The following is a 17,895-nucleotide window of genomic DNA, read 5'->3' on the forward strand; positions in this document are numbered from 1 at the left end:
AATTTCGGAAATTTTTAAAATAATTTTAACTAAATATAGACTAAATTTAATAAAGTATTGGGAGTTCAGAATGTTGAAAATAAATAAGTTTGCGCCAAACTTTTAACATGAAAATAATCCATACTTTATTTTTCCTTATTCCTGTTATTGCCCTTAAAGCACAGGTTATTTCCGGAACTGTGATGGCTAAAAATGAAAATCAGCCGATTCCCTATGTGAAAGTTGGGATAGAAAAAACTTCAACAGGTACAATTTCTGATGAAAAAGGAAATTTTTCAATTGATCTTTCCAGTGCTGATCCCCAGCAGACCGTAAAAATAGAGGTGCCCGGCTATGATCTTTACCAGGAAACCGTTCAGAGTTTTAAACAACATCATCAGCAAAAAATATTCTTAACAGAAAAAACCAGAAATATTAAAGAGGTTACTATTAAGCCGAAAAAACTGATAGATAAAAACTGGGGTGTCAATACCAAAACAAAAAATGTTATCTATTCAGTCAATCCCGAATTTGATAAAACGAGTTTTCTTGGAGAAACAGCCTTGGAATTCAATGCTAAAAAAAGATCAAAAATTAAAAATATCAATCTGAATATTGCCAGTTATGTCTCTGCACAGCCTGTTTTGATGAGATATAGTATTTATAGTGAAAAAAACGGTTTTCCGGACAAGAATATTCTTGAAGAGGAAATTACAGTTGAGCTCACTGAAGATATGATCAAAGACGGAACATACACACTGGATGTGAACAATCGTAATATTTGGGTGCAGGGGAAATTCTTTATTGGCATACAGTTTTTAAAAGCTTTTGACGGCAGGATTAAAATAAGTGCGGCATTGTTCAGAACAGGGTTTATAAGAGAGTTTTATGGTGACTGGCAGAAAATGACCATTGCCGCACCAGCCATTAATATTGATGTGAAGATGGATAAAAACGGCAGCGATCATCAGAATGAAAATGATTAATGCTGATGCACCTGAACAGCTGAAGACAACTGCCAGTAGATTCATACGTTATTTTCTTCCTAATCAAGGGTCAGTCTTTGTAACGACCACGAGCTGCCATTGTAAATATCGAGGTCCACTTTTGCATTGATGCCGTGTACAATTCCGTTTTCTGTAAATTGCCAAAAGTCCCACTGGTCATCAGGAGAGGGAGAGGGAACATCGTTATAATTAGCCAGCCATAGAGGATAACCGTCAAATTCACCTTTCAGAAAATCTTTATAGTAATGGTAGTAAGTGTAGATAATGGGCTTTTCGCCATAGGCGTCTTCTATAATTTTACACCACACCTTCAGATCTTCAACCAGCTTTTTGTTGGTTTTACGTTTTGGGATTTTTTCAATATCAAGAATCGGAGGGAGGTCTCCGCTTTCAAGCTTTACATTCTCTAAAAAATTATTGGCCTGGATCACAGGATCTTCATCAGCCCTGTAAAAGTGATAAGCTCCACGGATAAGATCATGCTTTTTAGCGCTTTCCCAAAACTCATCAAAATGCTTGTCGGCACTTCGGTTTCCCATCGTTGCACGCATCACTACAAACTCCAATGGAATGGTTTTATTTCCAATACTGAGGCTGTCCCATTTGATATCTTCTTTGTTCTGATAGTGGGAAACATCAAAACCATAGGTTTTATCAAGGTTGCTGGCTAAGATTCTCTGGATTCTTGCTGCTTCCTTTTCACTGTTATGAAGTTTTTTATGCTTAAATTTATTAAAGTACAGGGCATAATAATAAGTAACGGTCTGTCTTAAATAAAAACCGGTTCCTATCAATGCTATCATTAGTATTGCCAGTATCACCCACCTCCGGAAAAAATACTTCTTCCGACGGGATTTGTGGACTCGTTTGGCAGTTTTTTTGGTGTACTTTCTCGGTGTCATAAAGTTTTGCAAAACTAACTTTTTTCACTGCTAAATGCTAAATAAAATCAGTAAATTTGTGTATTATGGAAACACGCGAAAAAATCATCATTATAGGAGGAGGATTTGCGGGGCTGCAGCTTGCAAAAACATTGAATAACAAGAACAAAAAAGTCATTGTTCTGGACCGGATGAACCATCATATGTTTCAGCCGCTTTTTTATCAGGTAGCCTCAGGAAGGATAGAACCTTCCAATATTTCTTTTCCTTTCAGAAAGATTTTTCAGCAGTCCAGAAACACACAGTTCCGTATGACAGAGGTTAAAGAAATAGACCCTGCCAACAATAAAGTCATTACCGACGAAGCAGAATTTACTTACGATAAACTCATCATTGCAACGGGTTGTAAAACTAATTTTTTCGGGAACAAAGAACTGGAAGGTAAAGCTTTCGGAATGAAAAATACCCAGGAAGCCATCAGTATCAGAAACCATGTTCTGATGACTTTTGAAAAACTGATTATTGAAAAAAGCCGAAGTGATGATGGTAACTGGAACATTGTTATTGTGGGAAGCGGCCCTACTGGAGTAGAACTGGCCGGAGCTTTTGCCGAAATGAAAAAAGATATCCTTCCAAGAGATTATCCTTATATGAATTTTGATCATCTGAAGATTATCCTGGTAAGCTCCACGGAAAAGCCGCTTGCAGTAATGAGCAGTGAGGCGCAGGAAAAATCTGAAAAATACCTTAAAGATCTTGGAGTCACTTTTCTGAGCGGGGAAGTGGTAACAGATTATGACGGTGATAAAGTGCATCTCAGAAGCGGTAAGGAAATTCCATCCAATAATGTGATCTGGGCAGCAGGTGTTACGGGAAATGTAGTAGGCGGTTTTCCAGAGGAAAAATTAGTACGGAACAGATATATTGTAGACCGGTATAATAAAATAAAAGGTTACGATAACATATATGCTATCGGGGATATTGCCTACATGGAAACACCGAAATATCCTCAGGGGCACCCTCAGGTAGCGAACGTGGCCATTAATCAGGCAAAAAATTTAGGTAAAAATTTATTAAAGAAAAATCAGGGAGAATGGAAAGAATATGAGTATGATGATAAAGGCTCCCTGGCAACTATTGGAAAGCACAGAGCCGTTGTTGATCTGCCTTTTATAAAATTTCAGGGATTTCTGGCCTGGTATTTCTGGATGTTTCTCCATTTAATGCTAATTTTGAGCGTTCGAAATAAGCTGGCCATATTCTTCAACTGGATGTGGAGCTATATCAACAAAGATTCTTCTTTAAGATTAATTATTATACCGACTAAGAAAAACGGAACATTACAATGAGAATTGATATAATAAGCGTACTTCCGGAATTGATGGAAAGTCCTTTCAAAACATCTATTTTGAAAAGAGCTATGGATAAAGGGCTGGTGGAAGTGCATTTTCATCATTTGAGAGACTGGGCTACCAATAAACACAGACAGATTGATGATGAGCCTTACGGAGGCGGAGCGGGAATGGTTATGATGGTTGAGCCATTGGATAAATGTATTTCTGAGCTGAAATCTCAGAGAAATTATGACGAGGTAATTTATCTGACACCGGATGGTGTTACTTTGAACCAGAAAATTGCCAATACGCTTTCCATTAAAGAGAATCTGATCTTTCTCTGCGGACATTATAAAGGAATAGACCAGAGAGTGAGAGATCTTCATATTACCAAAGAGATCTCCATTGGAGATTATGTACTTACCGGGGGAGAACTTGCCGCCTGCGTACTTGCAGATTCGGTGATCAGGCTGCTTCCCGGAGTTTTAAATGATGAGCAAAGTGCCTTGACAGACAGTTTTCAGGATGACCTTCTTTCACCGCCAATTTATACACGGCCTGAGAGCTATAAAGGCCTCGATGTTCCCAAAATCCTCTTAAGCGGTAATTTCGGGAAAATTGAAGAGTGGCGCCATGATGAAGCGGTAAGAATTACCAAAGAAAAACGGCCTGATTTGCTGTAAACGATCACCAGGATTTATCCAATTCTTATTTATGTATTAATTCCATTTGTTAAAAATAAATGGAATAATATTTGTTATAAGTTTGATAAGTGCGAAAAATATTAATATTTCTAGTTTTAAATTAAAATTTTATTTCCATTATTCCTGATTTTATATATTGTCTCAATTTTGATTAATGTATAAAAACTCTTCAATAATTGAAAAATTAATTTGTTATAGCTGATTTTATTGATATTTTTTAGTATATTTGGATTGTTTTTTATTGGAAATTGATTTGTCTGTTTGAGAGTAAATCAAAAGAAGATTTGAAAAAAAATAATAAATTTACATTGTATAAGAAAAAGAACATAATAATTAAAAGTATAGAAATTAGTGTAGATGGAGCTGTTCTCTTTTTATAATGTTGAAAATTTATTTTTGCCCGATCCGAAACCTGTCCATAAATTAGATCCTACCCGGTCAGGATTAAGGAATTGGGATGAAAAGAGATATAGAAATAAACTTTTCAAAATCTCTCACGTATTTCAGCTTATGAAGGAGGATAATGGTGTATTGCCATTTGTAATAGGATTGTCTGAAGTTTCCGGAAGGAAAGTTTTGGAAGATCTTGTGGAAATGGAGCCCTTTAATTCAGAATATGGAATTGTACATTATAATTCCATGGATGAAAGAAAAGTGGATGTGGCCATGTTATATGATAAAAATAAGGTAGAGGTAATAGATTCAGAAACCATTACTTTCTTTTTTGAAATAGTAAATAAAAACACAGAAAATTACGACACAACAAGAGACGTACTTTTTTCAAAAATTAAATATAAAGGGGAAATCATTAATGTCTTTATCGCGCATCTTCCCTCAAAACGCGAAAAAGATATCAATAAACCTAAAAGAGCCTTTATATTGAATGAAGTCCGGCAACGGATTATGAAAATAGTGGATGCTGATAAAGAGCATGTCATATTTTGTGGTGATTTTAATGAAAACCCGGATGATGAAAATTTAGTACAGATTCTCTATGACAATGAGCATGAGAAGGTATTAGTGAACCCTTTTCAGCAATTGTTTTCTACAAGAAATTATTCTACTTTTCATTATAAATCTGGATTGCTGTATGATCAGATCATTATGTCAAGATCCCTTCTTGATAATAAGACACTGGCTTTTCAGGATGCCCATGTATTTAATTCTGAAAAAATCCGCAGCCGGACCAGGAATTTTGAAGGACGGCCTTTCCGAACTTATGCCGGTACAAGGTACTTAGGAGGATACAGCGATCACTTTCCGGTTTTTGTAAAATTTAAAAATTTACAGTAAAAAACATAAATAATAAAAAAGTAGAAAATGAAAAATTCGAGCAACACAAGCTATCATTTGGATTCTATTGACAAGGAAATTATCTACATGCTGATGGATAATGCTAAAACTTCTTTAGCCCACATTTCAAAAAATGTCGGAATTTCCACCACTGCAGTGCATCAAAGAATCAAAAAACTCGAACATGCAGGAGTTATTGAAAATTCAATTTCGTTCCTTAATCCTAAAAAAATAGGATATAAGGTGATTTCCTACATTGGTGTATTTTTGGATCAGCCAAGCCATTATCCGGATGTGGTAAAGTCTTTGCATGATATCAACGAAGTGGTGGAAGCCCACTATACTACAGGAAACTATACCATATTCCTGAAAGTTCTTTGTAAAGACAATGACCACTTAATGCAGATTCTTAATAAACTTCAAAAGCTGAAGGGAGTAACAAGAACAGAAACTTTTATATCTTTGGAACAAGGTATTTACAGACAATTGAAAGTATAACGATATGAACATAGCTCAATATTTGGATTCAACTTACCTGAAAACACCAGAACAATCAGGTATTTCCCACGAAGAAACACTTCAAAAAGATAAGCAACTTGCACAGGAAGCCATAGATAATGGAATTTTTGCCGTGATGATTCGTCCGGATTATGTGTCTGAGATTAAAAAATATATCCAGGAAAGAGATTCAAATGTTGCAGTAGGAACTGTAATAGGCTTTCATGAAGGTACCTATTCTATTGACGAGAAGCTTGAAGAAGCTTCAAAAGCAATAGCAGATGGAGCTGACGAACTTGATTTTGTGATTAATTATACTGCATATCTGCAGGGGAATATACAACTGGTAAAGGATGAATTTGTACAATGTACAAAATTAGCCCTTGAGCATCATAAAGTTGCAAAATGGATTATTGAAATTGCAGCTTTGACCGATGCACAAATTGCAGATCTTACTAAAAATATTTCTGTCTGGGCAGAAGAAAACTTCTCTGAAAACGAACTGTCGAAAATTTTTGTAAAATCATCAACAGGATTCTATCAGACTACTGAAGGAAGACCAAACGGAGCTACTTTTGAAGGAATAGCCATTATGCTCAATAACGCAGGGAAACTTCCCGTAAAAGCAGCAGGAGGAGTAAGAACTCCTGAAGATGCTGAAAAAATGATCAATATGGGAGTAAAGAGGATCGGGACATCCTCAGCATTGGCATTAATTAAAAACGAATCTTCATCAGAAGGATATTAGTAGATATTTCTAAATAATAAAAAACCATCAGTTTGCTGATGGTTTTTATTTTTATAGCTGTGCCTGATATTCTTCGTAGAATTGCTGGGTCTCTTTGATCAAACTGTCCATTTCTTCCATGGTGAAAACTTCCAGGAATTTTTTTCTGAATTCCTTGAAATGAGGAATGCCTCTGAAATAGTTGCTGTAGTGCTGTCTCATTTCTACCAATCCTAATCTTTCTCCCTTCCATTCAGCACTCCATTCTGCATGTTGACGAACCGCTAATAATCTGTCTGAAATTGTTGGCTCAGGTAAGTGTTCACCCGTTTTAAAGAAATGCTTGATTTCATTAAATATCCATGGATATCCAATGGCAGCACGCCCGATCATGATACCGTCGCATGCATACTTTTGCTTGTATTCCAATGCTTTTTCAGCAGAGTCTATATCACCATTTCCGAAAATCGGTATCTCAATATTCGGATTTTGTTTGATTCTTGAAATGTGTTCCCAGTCTGCCTCACCCTTATACATCTGGGCGCGTGTTCTGGCATGTATCGTAAGGGCTTTGATTCCTGTTTCCTGCAGGCGTTCTGCCACTTCATCAATATTAATGCTGGTGCTGTCCCATCCTAAACGGGTCTTTACTGTTACCGGCAGATGAGTAGAGCTTACCACCGCTTTTGTAAGACGAACCATCAGGTCGATATCTTTCAAAACACCGGCTCCCGCTCCTTTGCAAACTACTTTTTTTACAGGGCATCCGAAATTAATATCTACAAGATCCGGATTTACCGTTTCAACAATTCTTGCAGACATGGCCATAGCTTCTTCATCTCCACCAAAAATCTGTATTCCGACCGGTCTTTCATAATCGAAAATATCAAGCTTTTTACGGCTCTTGATAGCGTCACGAATCAATCCTTCGGAAGAAATAAATTCCGAATACATTAAATCTGCGCCATGCATTTTACACAAACGTCTGAACGGAGGATCACTTACGTCTTCCATCGGAGCCAGCAAAAGTGGAAATTCCGGCAGTTCTATGTTGCCTATTTTTATCATGGTGCAAATTTACGAAATTCTTAAAAAACAAAATTTTAATAAGTAAGATGTGGTACTGCGTTTTACTTGTATTGTTTTATTTAAGGGATTTTATGATATATTGTTTGAATTTTATTGAATATATTTAACTGATTGTCAATATTTATTGAAATTTATTGATAATTATTTTTTATATTTAGTATAATAAAAATTAATGTCATGAGAAAAATTCTATTTTGTTTGATGGCAATTTTGGTTTCATCAACTTTTTATTCACAAGTCAATATTTCTGCTACGGCAGGAACCACTACAGGAACTTATACTACGTTAAAAGGAGCATTTGATGCTATTAACGCAGGAACACATCAGGGCGCCATTACAATCAGTATTACAGGCAATACAACAGAAACAGCAACTGCCAGTCTGAATGCCAGCGGAGGAACAGCAAGTTATACTTCCATTGCAATAAAGCCTGCAGCAGGAGTTACGGCTACTATTTCCGGTGATATTGCCAGTGCGCCTTTAGTAAGAATACAGGGTAGTAATATTACCCTGGATGGAAGCAATGCCGCTTCAGGAACCACAAGAGATCTTACCCTTACCAATACTTCTGTTACGGCACCGCAGGTACTTACATTTATAGCGGCTTCAGCAGCAGCTGCCAATACGAATATTACGGTTAAAAACCTGAATATAGTAAACGGTATCAATACCTCTTCTGCTTTTATAATGTATGATGGAGCTGCAACTCCTACAGGGGGCTTCTTTAATAATGTGACAATCCAGAATAATTCTGTGAAGAAAGCTTACATAGGAATTTATCTACTTGCTGCAACAGCTGCAGGTAACGGAGGTAACACTCTGGTGACAGGAAATGATTTGAGTGCTACCGGAACAGATGCCGTTCGTCTTTGTGGAATTTATGTACAGGGAGCAGACGGAGTAACTGTAAGCAATAATACAATTGGCAATTTTGAAACTACGAATGCTGAGATCAAGAGAGGCGTGTGGTTTGCAACTGCAACCGTAAATTCTTCCATTACTTCCAATACCATTACCAATCTTGGTTATACAGGGACTGGTGCCGGAGGAGCTTCCGGGATAACGATAACCTCTGGTAATACAGGTGCTTCTGCTGTTGCCAATATTAATGTAAGCGGAAATACGATTTCCAATTTTACTTCCAGTGGTACGGGAAGTCTTTTTGCCGGAATTTATGCAGGAGGTACTTTGACATCCGGTATGACCATCAATAACAATAAAATAAACGGGATCAAAAATACCAATATATCAGGATATGGAGCCCAGGGTATTTATCTTGCAACAACAAGCCTTACTTCCAATACATTAGTTTCCAATAATGTTGTGAGCGGTGTGGCGGGGTATGGATATGCAACAACCGGGGGGGTAAATGACAACGGAAACGGAATTGTTATTGCTTCAGGAGGCGGATATAAGCTTTATTACAATACTGTGGTAATGAACGTCAGCCAGACTGTAGCAGGGAGACCGTCTGCTTTAAATATTACAAGTGGAGTAACCGGTGCGGGAGGTATTGATGTGAGAAATAATATTTTTGTCAATACCCAAACTCAGGCGGGAGACAGATACGCTATTTACGCCGGAGCCGCCAGCAGTGTTTTCTCTACCATTAACTATAACAATTTCTATTCTACCGGTACGAATCTTGGCTATATAGGAGGGGCAGCAAAAGCGACACTTGCAGATATCCAGGCAGGATTCGGTGGAAATGTAAACTCACTGAATATACTGCCAGTATTTGTATCAGCAACTGATTTCCATTTATCTGCTACAGGGAATACAGCGCTTGACAATAAAGGAACTCCCGTTGCTGAAGTAACATTGGATGCTGATGGCAATACAAGGAATGCGCTAACACCGGATCTTGGAAGTTTTGAATTTACAGCAACTGTATTAGCAGTGAATGAAGCTGCGAAAAAGAACACGGTAAATATCTATCCAAACCCTGTTACAGATTACCTTTATATCAATAATGACAGCAGAATCAAAGATGTTGAAGTGTATAATGTTTCAGGACAAAGAATTCTTAATGAAACAATTAATGCTGAAAAAGGCTCTGTTGATATGAGACGGGCCCCTGCAGGTATTTACATTCTAAAAGTGAATACAGAAAAAGGATCACAGTCCCTGAAAATTATTAAAAAATAATATTGAGCTTATTACAATAAATAATCCCTGATAGTGATATCGGGGATTTTTATTTTGAAAATCATCATTACTATTAGAAGCTCGCTTTTACCTGCATACTTCCGATATGAATGGTGCGGTCACCGGAATTTCTTCCCTCATAATTAAGATTCAGCTGGATAAATGAGTTGATAGCCTGCTGAATAAATACGCTCCATACCTGGTTTTTTCCAGGCTTCAGACCATCCAGCATCTGGTTTCCTACAATACTGAAATTATTCCCTGTAAAATTGTTGCTGATGAATGAGAAGTTTCCGCGGATGGAAGTCTTTCTGCGTTCCCATTGGATGGTTCCCGTGACATCAAAAGCTTTGAGAAGCTCTTCTCCGTCCAACCTCTGTTTCTGTCGGAAAGCAGATGATAATTCAGCCTGAATGGCGTCTGTGAACTTATAAGTTGCCTTAGGCTTGGTTTCAAAATTATTCAGACGGTAATCCCTCGTTGTAAATAACTGTGAAGAGTTTTTGATATCGTGAACCGAGTTTTCCCAGTCTACCCTGAATTCTTTATTGAACCAATATCCAATATTCAGGAAATGAGAAGTTTGCTCGCGTTCTTCATTACTGAAATTGGCATTGATGAGATTGTCGTTGGTAATAAACCTGTAATTTCCATTCCAGCCTGATTTATCGGTTGGATTAAACTGTACGGAAGCAAGAATATTCTGATTTTTAAGAATCTGGTCACTGTTCTTCTCAAAAGGATTCAGAACAAGAACCTTATCCTTTTTATAGAAAGAGTTTTGGGAATTTAATGAAATATTGAAATTCCATCGCTTTAAAAATCCGTTTTCTGAATTAAAAACAATGGCGGGATTCACAAATAACGCAAGCTGTAATTTATTTTTATTGGATGGCAGGTATCTCACAGAATTTGTATACACCCGGATGTACTGTGCAAGATCGGAATATTCGGCAATTTCAAATTCGTCCAGCTGCTGAACGCCATCTCCGTTGTAATCTGTCCATTTATAGACACCCTGTCCGTCAGTCACTTTAATGTATTGGAATTCCCTCTGTGCTTCCTGCCCGTTTCCAAGTTCATAGAAAGCCTGAAGACGCATCCCGTTTCTGAAAAGCTGCTGATTGTATAAGATGTTTCCGACCACGAAATCATTATTTCGGGTTACTTCACCTTCTGCACCCGAGTAAAAGAATTTCCGGTAATGAATTAAAGCATTTAAAGTAGTTCTTTCCGTTTTGATGATCTGACTTTCGGCCATGATCCCCAGAATATTGTTCATATTCTGAAGTCTGTTGTCACGCACCGAGTCATTATCCCTCATGTATACTTTTGTCAATAATTTGGTTCTGGTACTGTCTCCGATTTTCTTTTGCAGAAAGATTTCCTTCCAGCTGAAGCTCGTGACATCCATAAGCTGGGTGTCATTATATTTCTTCTCATTATGCTCCATGCTACCACCAACGGCCCAGCTGCCTTTCTTACCGGTAAACTCCGTTGAAACCCCACCACGGATGAATTTAGTATCCTGAAGGGTAGCATTGGTGCTCAGATACGATAAATTTCCCTTGGTGAAAAATTTTCCTGTGATCCATCCGAAATCCAGGTCATTTTTAATCCCTTTGTAAGAATCCTGTTCATTCAGGTAATTGATACGGTAATTTAATGTAGACTTATTATTCCATTTATTCAGGAAGCTGAAAATAAATCTGTTTTGGGTTCTGTTATTGAATTCCTGTGTAAGGTTGAAATCCCTGGAGAATTCCACATCATTGATCCGGTCAAGGATATGAAACTGCCTGTCTATGTATTGATATTCAAAGCTAGGTGTTCCTTTCCATGTATTTTTTGTAAAACTTTTATTCCCGAAAATACGCCATGCGTATCCTATATTCTGATCAGAATCTTTTGACGAAAATAAATTGACATCATAATTACTCAGGGAAATATCAGCTCCTATTTTACCCTCATTCAGCAAGTATTCGGAATTCACAGAGTATACCTGTGATTTCTGGGGAGAAGGAAGTTTTCTTACGGCTCTGTAATCTCCGGCGTTAGGTCCTACATATTGAAAAACACGTCCGTTATTTGTGGTTTGTGCAATTTTATAATCTCCCAGATTAGCTCCGAAATAGGTGAAAGAAACCTGATAAAGCGTTAAGCTTGAATCAGTAGAGTATTCATAGAAATTTCCGGCAGGGTTTAGTTTGTATAAAATTTTATTGACATCATATTCGGTAACCACTCCTGAAGGGGCATACATCAGGTCAGGATTATTTCCTGCCTCAGCTAAAATCTGTTCGTCTTCTTTAGAAAGACTTAAAGAAAGAGGGGCATTTTTATTGTCATTTTCCATGAACCAGTTTAATCCTACCTTGAATTTTTCTCTCTGATGTTCCAGTTTTCCTGTAAACAGATATCTTGAATAATTCCTGTTGGCGTAGTTATAGGAAATTGTGATGAAATTCTGCTGGAAAATAGGACGGAAACTGGTAAAAGTAACTTCACCGGTGTTGTAGTTGATAATATAATCCTGGTTCTCACCACGCTTCATCAGGATACCATCTATGAAAACCTGTTCGGATCCGGAGATCAGGGTGATAAACTGTTCACCGTTTTTACCTGTCAGACGGTATGGTCCCTGGTTACCTTCAACCCCCTGGAAACGGATCCTGTGGAATTCACTTCGGGCAACTCCGGCAGAAATATCTACCAAAGTCTTGTTTTCTTTCCCGAATTCTGTCTGGAACTGAAGTCCCATACTCCTTCTCTGGTATTTGGCAAAATAATTCTTAGCTTCTATAAGATCAAGGTGGCCAGCTCTGAGGATAGACTTTTCCTTAATATTAAGCTGCATATAGATTTTGTCAAACTCCTCTAAAGTTTGGGTATAACCATCTGCCTGAATAGGAAGATTGTGGTCTGAAATACTCGCTAAGATGGTAACGTCCTTTGATAACCGCCCTGAAATCTGGAGGTCCATGGAGCTCTGTACAGACTGCCCCTGGTTGTTACCGAAAGTAATCCCACGGATAATGGAACCTTTTGAATTAAGCTCCCCTAAAAATCTCTTTTTATCATTCTTGGCCAGTACAGCTTCATCAATAACGATCTTATTGTGTGTTCTTATAAAGTCCAGAGTGTCTTTTGCGAAGATATCCTGTTCGAGTTTTGCAGCAAGAATACTGTCTCTTTTGATGCTGTCTTCAGGGACGTTGGGATTTTTCCATGAAAATACCTGAGCATTTCCTGAAAATATGCCTAAGAAGAATAATGCAAATAGAACGATATAATTCCGCAAGCTCTGAAAAATAATTCGTAAAAATAATTAAAAAATGTTAATCGCAATAGCTTAACTATTATTAACAGTAACTTAATCTATTTATTGTATCACAAAAAAAAAATAATGTAATTTTACGACGTAAATTATTAATTATTAAAATATTGAATTATGAAAAAGATCTTTACAGTTTTGAGTATAGTTGCTGTATCTGCTGTTGCAAATGCGCAAATTGTAATTAACGAAATCTATGGAGCAGGAGGAGGAAGTAATTCTGCTATTCTCTATAAATATGATTTTGTAGAATTAAAGAATATCGGATCAACAACTGTTACTTTAACAGGAGCCTATTTACAATATGCATCATCTGGAGGAACTTTCAATGGAGGTAATAGTAATCATGCATTGCCAAGCATTACTTTGGCCCCGGGACAAACCTATCTTCTTCAGGAAGGAAGTGCCGGTACCGCAGGAGGCGATTTGCCTACTCCTGATGCTATAGGTACTATAAATTTATCAGGAAGTGCAGGCAAACTTGCATTAACTTCTGATAGCACTGCGCCTACTTCTGCTACAAGTGCTAATGTCATTGACTTTTTAGGATACGGTACAGCGGCTAGTTATTTTGAAGGAACCGGACCTGCGCCTGCACCATCAAATACAACTTCAATTGCAAGACTTGCAGGAGATACTAATAATAACTCGGTAGATTTCACAGCAGGAACACCAACCCCTCAAAACTCAAGCAATGGTACTTTAGCCGTTCTTGATACTAAAAATGCAAAAGCATCAAACTTAGTAAAGAACTCTTTCGTTAAAAACAACGAAATCGTTTTCGGATCTGATGTAAAAGACGTAAAAGTATTCAATATGTTCGGGCAGCTTGTAAAAGAGGCTTCTGTAAAACAAAACGAAGCGGTAAGCGTTGCTGAATTGGCAAAAGGAAACTATATCATAACAGGTACGGTAAACAACAAGCCGGTTTCTCAAAAAGTTCTTAAAGACTAATTTCTTTCAGATAAAATATAAAAACAGCTGCTTCATGAAGTGGCTGTTTTTTTATATAACTATTCACTGATTTTTAGATTTTTGTATGATGTATAGTTCTTAATTTGGTGGTATTGTTTTTGATGTTTTATGATTACCTATTCTAAAAAAATAATAACGATGAAAAAAATCTTTACTCTTTTTGGACTTACATTACTAGCTTCTTTATCAAATGCCCAGATTGTGATCAACGAGATCTATGGCGGGAATGTGAACTCAGGTGCTGTATTGAAAAATAATTATATTGTCCTTAAAAATATCGGAAATACCCTGGTTTCTCTTACGGGTGCCAGTATTCAATACGCACCGGCGATAGGTCCTTTCTCCGAATATCATACATTGCCGGACCTTACGCTGGGACCTGATGAAACTTACCTGATTCAGGAATCTGCGATTGATGGAGGAGTGGAAAATCTGCCGACACCGGATTTTATTGCCACCACAATTATAAATTTTGACGGAACTCCCAATAAATCTTCCGGACTCAGAATTTCCAGTGTATCAGGAAAGGTTGCTTTGGCCGGAAATATAGTACAGGTAACAGGGCCTTCTGCATCCAATGTACTGGATTTTGTAGGATATGGAGCAAATGCAGATCAGTTTAAAGGAGATGGGCCGGCTCCTTCCCCTGCTGCTACCACTGCTATTAAAAGAAGCCTGTTAGGAAATAATGATAACAGTGCTGACTTTTCCCTTGAAGGAAGTGTAAAATCAGGATTTGTACAGAATCCTTTTATAAAAGACAGTAAAGTAGTGTTCGGAACCGAGGTGAAGGATGTGAAAGTATATGATACATTCAGGCGGGTTGTTAAAAAATCACCTACGAAGCTGGCTTCAGCACTTGATATTGCAGAGCTTCCAAAAGGAACTTATATTGTCACAGGAACCATTAACAATATTCCGATTTCACAGAAAATTATAAAAGATTAGTTTTTTAATAAAAAGAACAGCAAATATTTATAAGCTGTTCTTTTATTTTATATAAGTGTTTTCTGCCAATTTAATAGACCAACAGAATCTGCAATAATTTTACTATTAATACCAGCCTCTTCTTGCTGCGTTAATAATGGAACCGAGATTGAGAATTAATGTATATCTGATACGTTTTCCATAATCCTTGAATGAAGGTTCAAATCCTAAAGAAGACTGTATCGGGAAATACACTTCCAGAAAATCCGGAATGATCCTTACTTTAACTCCGGTGTCCCATATAAACTTGGCTGGAAGATCTTTATTTTTATAAACCCCCGCATCAGCATACACATGGAATATTTTCCATACACTAGAATCTACGTTGGCAGAGGTGATCCATTGGTTTACCGATCCGGGCAGAAAAGATTTAAAACCACCGTCAGCCAGTATAAACTGCTGTGAAAGAAGACCGCTGCTGGCACTTTCCCCTAAAAGAGTATAAGAGAAGGAATAGTTGGAAACCCTGGAAATTCCATAATTGAAAAGGTTATTCCGGGTATTGTTTCTTAAGAAATATCCGGCAAACAAACGTAAACTGAGTTTTTGCTTAGGAGCAAACTCCCATCTGTAGAAGCCTTCAGCGGTTATTTTGTTGAAATCTTCCATTCCCTGAGCGCTCAAACTAAAACTTTTTTCATGAATCATCTGGCTGTCGCTATAGCCGTATCCGATACTCCAGAGATTATATTTGCTGTAGTCATTATTAGCGATCATTTGAGGACTCAGGTCTCTTTCAAAATAATTATAGGAAACTCCTATACCTCTGCTTACTGTACTTCTCGGATTCTTTCTGAAATTGATAGAGGAAGATATGGATGTTTTTCTATACGCCAGATTATAATCATAATGAAAGTATGAGCCGGAAACACCGAATGTCAGACTCCGGATGATGCTTTCAGCAGGCAGAAAAGAGTAGGATACAGCTCCGGACCCTGTTAATTTTCCTGTTCCGGTACTGTAGGTTGGCGTAACGGAGTACAGAAACTTCTGATCAAATAAAGACTGATTTTTCAAATTAATTCCCAAAAGAAATTTATCGTAAGTATTGTTGAAACGTACTCTTGGGCTGATGTAAATTTCATTGTATTCCGGGTTAGGAATATCTTTTATTAATTTAAGTTTAATTTTTTTTGCATTGGAAAACAGTCCCTTTGCATACAGAAAGTTGTCCCGGTAATTGGATTCAGGGAAAATATAACCGTTATTTAAAGTGACTTTATAGATATTTTCTGATGCAGGCAGGGATAAAGTGGAAACACGTTCATTTTCCTCTGTGTCTACCCAGTATTCCTTCTTTTCTCCTTCTCTGGTTTCTGTTTGTAATTTTACCGGAATAGAGAGGTCCGTATTTTTTATAATTCTTATTTGCAGGGAATCATTTTCTTTTCTGATATTTTTCAATTTAAAATCAACCCTGTTTTTCTGCTTGAAGAAGCCCGAGAGATAGGCCGCTGATTTATTTTTTTCAGAAAGATCTGTCAGAAACTCTTCAGGATTGATTTTCTTTCCTGAGTTTCGGGAGATATAATTTTTTACAATCTCATTAAAGCTGTCATATCCCATTTTGTCAGCCGAATAGTTGAAAAGACTCCCGGTTTCAAAGCTGCTGACAGCCATATCATTGAAGTTACTTAAAACAGGAAAATGCTCGTCAATCTTCTGGTCAAGATTCTGCAGCATAATATACTGATAGGAAAGTCCGTAACGATCAAGAAGTTTTACCTTGGAAGCATGGAATAATTTTAATGGTTTAAGGCCAAAAATTCTGGTCTCAGGAAGTGTTCCCAGAAGTTTTGTATCAGCATAGAACTTTTTGAGATACTGAATTTCCAGATAAGATTTTAAACCATTTTTAAACCAGTGATCTTTTTCTTTATCTGCAATTACCTTTTCATCCAAAACTTTCTTGGCCATGATCCCAAAATAATCCAGATCTGTATTTTCTGTATCGGTAAATAAACGGAACCTGAATTTCCAGAAAGTAATATCATTATTCCCGAAAAAATCTTCTTTGGCTCTGAATTTATCTGAAATAAAAATACTTTTCGGAAGAAATCCGATGCGTTCTTTAATGAACTTTAATTGCAAAGGAAGATAAAATTCCAGGTTTTGTTTTTCCTCAGGTCTCAGGTTATATCCAAATTTGATATCTATTTCCTCTCCGTCAACATTGGTTTTTATAGCAGGAAAGGCTGTTGTGGAAACCAGGAATTCAGGGTCTGAATCAAGGTATCCCTTAAATGAGTTCATCTGAACCTGCGGAAGATTGCCTTCTACAAAATTATCAACAGGAATATCAAAGTTGATGGTCCAGAAAGTATTGAAACTTACCTGTTCTTCAATATCATGGTAGTTTCTTTTGGAAATATTGTCCGGATCAAAATGATCCGGAACAATAAAGAAATATTTTAATAAAATATTCTGAGCGGATGTTCCGTATCCCGTAAAAATTTTATCGGGAAGCTGCATTTTATACTGCAGCTTTAAAGAAACACTTTCACCGGGTTTTAGTGCACTTTTCAGAGGAATAAAAAGGTTTTCATCTGAGAGCGTATTGACAGGGGTAACGTCATTTTCAGAATCTTTAATATTCAGTTCAAGAAGTTTCCCTAATTGACTGCTCTTCGCAAAATGTAAATCATTATTCCGGTCTTCCAGTTTTCTGTAGACTAAAGAGGTGCCCCGTTTATTGTACGCGGAAACCCAGTTCAGAAGTTTTATGGTTTGCAGGTCTTTTCCGGAATGATTGTAATAAACAATTTCCTGGCTGACTTCAAGGTTCTTTTTGTCAGGAGACAGTTTAGCTTCAATGTATATACTGTCTGTCTGCGCAGAAACCTGTACGACTCCCCATAACAAAATAAGGCAAATGCTGATCTTTTTCAAATATTCGTGATAAAGCCCAAATATAACTTATTTTGTATTTACTTTATAGC

At 37.1% G+C, this 17,895-nt stretch carries 13 protein-coding genes; 9 read left to right on the plus strand and 4 right to left on the minus strand.

The genetic code is table 11. The features are described from left to right. Positions 1 to 107 precede the first annotated feature (107 nt). The gene (locus tag ACR1PO_RS06775) at positions 108 to 965 is read left to right on the plus strand and encodes a carboxypeptidase-like regulatory domain-containing protein (protein ID WP_433986273.1); all 858 of its coding nucleotides are present in this window, start codon (positions 108 to 110) and stop codon (positions 963 to 965) included. A 59-nt stretch (positions 966 to 1,024) separates the two neighbouring features. On the opposite strand, the gene ACR1PO_RS06780 is transcribed toward ACR1PO_RS06775, so the two are convergent. Further along, on the minus strand, positions 1,025 to 1,888 hold the full coding sequence (locus tag ACR1PO_RS06780; RefSeq protein WP_433986274.1) for a glycoside hydrolase family 25 protein: 864 nt from the start codon (positions 1,886 to 1,888) through the stop codon (positions 1,025 to 1,027). Positions 1,889 to 1,953: 65 nt separating this feature from the next. On the opposite strand from ACR1PO_RS06780, the gene ACR1PO_RS06785 reads away from it, so the two are divergent. The 5 genes from ACR1PO_RS06785 to deoC all read left to right on the plus strand — a co-directional run bounded on the left by ACR1PO_RS06785 (position 1,954) and on the right by deoC (position 6,444). After that, positions 1,954 to 3,216, plus strand: coding sequence for an NAD(P)/FAD-dependent oxidoreductase (locus ACR1PO_RS06785; protein ID WP_433986275.1), 1,263 nt, complete (start codon positions 1,954 to 1,956; stop codon positions 3,214 to 3,216). After that, positions 3,213 to 3,884 (plus strand): tRNA (guanosine(37)-N1)-methyltransferase TrmD, encoded by a 672-nt coding sequence (gene trmD / locus ACR1PO_RS06790; protein ID WP_332385287.1) that lies wholly within the window; start codon positions 3,213 to 3,215, stop codon positions 3,882 to 3,884. The genes ACR1PO_RS06785 and trmD overlap by 4 nt, the downstream gene beginning before the upstream one ends. A gap of 378 nt (positions 3,885 to 4,262) precedes the next feature. Continuing rightward, positions 4,263 to 5,198: an endonuclease/exonuclease/phosphatase family protein gene (locus ACR1PO_RS06795; RefSeq protein ID WP_433986276.1), complete on the plus strand. Its 936-nt coding sequence runs from the start codon at positions 4,263 to 4,265 to the stop codon at positions 5,196 to 5,198. A 27-nt stretch (positions 5,199 to 5,225) separates the two neighbouring features. Continuing rightward, entirely contained in the window at positions 5,226 to 5,696 is a 471-nt protein-coding gene (locus tag ACR1PO_RS06800; protein ID WP_047096673.1) for an Lrp/AsnC ligand binding domain-containing protein, read from the plus strand. Between the two features lie 4 nt (positions 5,697 to 5,700). Continuing rightward, positions 5,701 to 6,444, plus strand: coding sequence for a deoxyribose-phosphate aldolase (deoC, locus tag ACR1PO_RS06805; protein ID WP_433986277.1), 744 nt, complete (start codon positions 5,701 to 5,703; stop codon positions 6,442 to 6,444). A 51-nt stretch (positions 6,445 to 6,495) separates the two neighbouring features. Here deoC and dusB read toward each other — a convergent pair whose 3' ends face one another. Further along, on the minus strand, positions 6,496 to 7,491 hold the full coding sequence (gene dusB, locus ACR1PO_RS06810; protein ID WP_110008089.1) for a tRNA dihydrouridine synthase DusB: 996 nt from the start codon (positions 7,489 to 7,491) through the stop codon (positions 6,496 to 6,498). A gap of 198 nt (positions 7,492 to 7,689) precedes the next feature. Here dusB and ACR1PO_RS06815 point away from each other — a divergent pair, with 198 nt between their 5' ends. Further along, complete coding sequence (locus ACR1PO_RS06815) at positions 7,690 to 9,660, plus strand: T9SS type A sorting domain-containing protein (protein ID WP_433986278.1); 1,971 nt, start codon at positions 7,690 to 7,692, stop codon at positions 9,658 to 9,660. Between the two features lie 73 nt (positions 9,661 to 9,733). On the opposite strand, the gene ACR1PO_RS06820 is transcribed toward ACR1PO_RS06815, so the two are convergent. Next, complete coding sequence (locus ACR1PO_RS06820) at positions 9,734 to 12,961, minus strand: DUF8818 domain-containing protein (RefSeq protein ID WP_433986279.1); 3,228 nt, start codon at positions 12,959 to 12,961, stop codon at positions 9,734 to 9,736. A gap of 150 nt (positions 12,962 to 13,111) precedes the next feature. Here ACR1PO_RS06820 and ACR1PO_RS06825 point away from each other — a divergent pair, with 150 nt between their 5' ends. Beyond that, on the plus strand, positions 13,112 to 13,948 hold the full coding sequence (locus ACR1PO_RS06825; RefSeq protein ID WP_332385292.1) for a lamin tail domain-containing protein: 837 nt from the start codon (positions 13,112 to 13,114) through the stop codon (positions 13,946 to 13,948). A 159-nt stretch (positions 13,949 to 14,107) separates the two neighbouring features. Next, complete coding sequence (locus ACR1PO_RS06830; RefSeq protein ID WP_332385293.1) at positions 14,108 to 14,917, plus strand: T9SS type A sorting domain-containing protein; 810 nt, start codon at positions 14,108 to 14,110, stop codon at positions 14,915 to 14,917. 105 nt (positions 14,918 to 15,022) lie between these two features. Here ACR1PO_RS06830 and ACR1PO_RS06835 read toward each other — a convergent pair whose 3' ends face one another. Continuing rightward, positions 15,023 to 17,845: an aminopeptidase gene (locus ACR1PO_RS06835; RefSeq protein WP_433986280.1), complete on the minus strand. Its 2,823-nt coding sequence runs from the start codon at positions 17,843 to 17,845 to the stop codon at positions 15,023 to 15,025. Positions 17,846 to 17,895: the final 50 nt, after the last annotated feature.

Source organism: Chryseobacterium amylolyticum (genome assembly GCF_051011775.1).
GTDB lineage: Bacteria > Bacteroidota > Bacteroidia > Flavobacteriales > Weeksellaceae > Chryseobacterium.

Excerpts from the sequence above, each read along its gene's own strand:
- ACR1PO_RS06775 (WP_433986273.1), top strand. The coding sequence starts at position 108 with ATGAAAATAATCCATACTTTATTTTTCCTTATTCCTGTTATTGCCCTT.
- ACR1PO_RS06780 (WP_433986274.1), bottom strand. The coding sequence starts at position 1,888 with ATGACACCGAGAAAGTACACCAAAAAAACTGCCAAACGAGTCCACAAA.
- ACR1PO_RS06785 (WP_433986275.1), top strand. The coding sequence starts at position 1,954 with ATGGAAACACGCGAAAAAATCATCATTATAGGAGGAGGATTTGCGGGG.
- trmD (WP_332385287.1), top strand. The coding sequence starts at position 3,213 with ATGAGAATTGATATAATAAGCGTACTTCCGGAATTGATGGAAAGTCCT.
- ACR1PO_RS06795 (WP_433986276.1), top strand. The coding sequence starts at position 4,263 with ATGGAGCTGTTCTCTTTTTATAATGTTGAAAATTTATTTTTGCCCGAT.
- ACR1PO_RS06800 (WP_047096673.1), top strand. The coding sequence starts at position 5,226 with ATGAAAAATTCGAGCAACACAAGCTATCATTTGGATTCTATTGACAAG.
- deoC (WP_433986277.1), top strand. The coding sequence starts at position 5,701 with ATGAACATAGCTCAATATTTGGATTCAACTTACCTGAAAACACCAGAA.
- dusB (WP_110008089.1), bottom strand. The coding sequence starts at position 7,491 with ATGATAAAAATAGGCAACATAGAACTGCCGGAATTTCCACTTTTGCTG.
- ACR1PO_RS06815 (WP_433986278.1), top strand. The coding sequence starts at position 7,690 with ATGAGAAAAATTCTATTTTGTTTGATGGCAATTTTGGTTTCATCAACT.
- ACR1PO_RS06825 (WP_332385292.1), top strand. The coding sequence starts at position 13,112 with ATGAAAAAGATCTTTACAGTTTTGAGTATAGTTGCTGTATCTGCTGTT.
- ACR1PO_RS06830 (WP_332385293.1), top strand. The coding sequence starts at position 14,108 with ATGAAAAAAATCTTTACTCTTTTTGGACTTACATTACTAGCTTCTTTA.